Here is a 1,289-nt window from a genome sequence, read left to right as displayed (position 1 = left end):
TAGCGGGCGGCCGGAAGGTGAATGCTAGGCATGATCTAACCCTCGGTCTCTGGCGTCGCGACTGCGAAATTTCGCGAGGGTTTCCGAGAAGGTGATTGCGCTTCGCAGATCTCCAGGCGCGTGGGTGCGGACGTAGTCAGCGCCATTGCCGATCGCGTGAAGTTCCGCCGCAAGGCTCGCTGGACCCAGATCCTTTACAGGAAGGCCAACGGTGGCGCCCAAGAAGGATTTCCGCGACACCGAGACCAATAGCGGAAGCCCCAACGCCGACTTCAGCTTTTGAAGGTTCGACAGCACGTGCAGCGATGTTTCCGGTGCGGGGCTCAAGAAAAATCCCATCCCCGGATCGAGGATGAGCCGGTCGGCAGCGACCCCGCTCCGTCGCAAGGCGGAAACCCGCGCCTCGAAGAACCGCACAATCTCGTCGAGCGCGTCTTCGGGTCGAAGGTGACCGGTGCGGGTGGCGATGCCATCCCGCTGCGCTGAGTGCATAACCACCAGCCTGCAGTCCGCCTCAGCAATATCGGGATAGAGCGCAGGGTCAGGAAATCCTTGGATATCGTTCAGGTAGCCCACGCCGCACTTGAGCGCATAGCGCTGGGTTTCCGGTTGGAAGCTGTCGATTGAAACACGGTGCATCTGATCGGACAGGGCGTCTAAGAGCGGCGCAATACGTCTGATCTCATCGGCCGGCGATACAGGCCTCGCGTCCGGATGGCTGGCGGCCGGTCCGACATCCACGACGTCTGATCCGACTCGCAGCATTTCGATCGCCGCGGTGACAGCGCCGGCGGGGTCTAGCCGCCGGCTCTCATCGAAGAAGGAGTCCTCGGTGAGATTCAGAATGCCGAACACCGTCACCATGGCGTCGGCCTCCGCAGCGACTTCCACGATGGGGATCGGGCGAGCAAAAAGGCAGCAATTATGAGCCCCATACCTACAAAGCCCCACGCATCAAGCTTTTGCCCATGAAGCAACCAGGCAATGGCTGTAATTATGACGACGCCGAGTCCCGACCAGACTGCATAAGCAACACCGACAGGGATGGATTTCAGAACCAGAGAAAGAAAATAAAATGCGATGCCATAACCGATTATGACAACGGCGGAAGGGGCAAGCTTAGTAAAGCCCTCGCTAGATTTTAATGCGGATGTTGCGATTACTTCGCCAACTATTGCGATAACAAGAAAAAGCCAGCCTTTCATGATATATCTCCCAATTTGTGTAGGGCTTATTATGCACGCTTAAAAATAATAAAAGCAGACTTGACCTGATAGTTTGGCTGTGAG

At 57.0% G+C, this 1,289-nt stretch carries 2 protein-coding genes; both read right to left on the bottom strand.

Annotated elements, in window-relative coordinates; translation table 11 throughout:
• Positions 1-24 precede the first annotated feature (24 nt).
• Positions 25-864, bottom strand: a complete 840-nt coding sequence (gene sul1 / locus OKC31_RS21560; RefSeq protein ID WP_270657743.1) for a sulfonamide-resistant dihydropteroate synthase Sul1 — start codon at positions 862-864, stop codon at positions 25-27.
• Positions 858-1,205 carry a quaternary ammonium compound efflux SMR transporter QacE delta 1 gene (locus OKC31_RS21555; RefSeq protein WP_000679427.1) on the bottom strand — a complete coding sequence of 116 codons (348 nt, stop codon included), beginning with the start codon at positions 1,203-1,205 and terminating at the stop codon, positions 858-860. Before OKC31_RS21555 ends, sul1 begins: the two co-directional genes overlap by 7 nt.
• Positions 1,206-1,289 lie beyond the last annotated feature (84 nt).

The organism is Aeromonas sp. Y293-4 (genome assembly GCF_027705905.1).
Taxonomy (GTDB): domain Bacteria; phylum Pseudomonadota; class Gammaproteobacteria; order Enterobacterales; family Aeromonadaceae; genus Aeromonas; species Aeromonas veronii.
The sequence above is the reverse complement of the archived record's forward strand: the minus strand, read 5'-3'. Positions and strand labels throughout refer to the sequence as shown.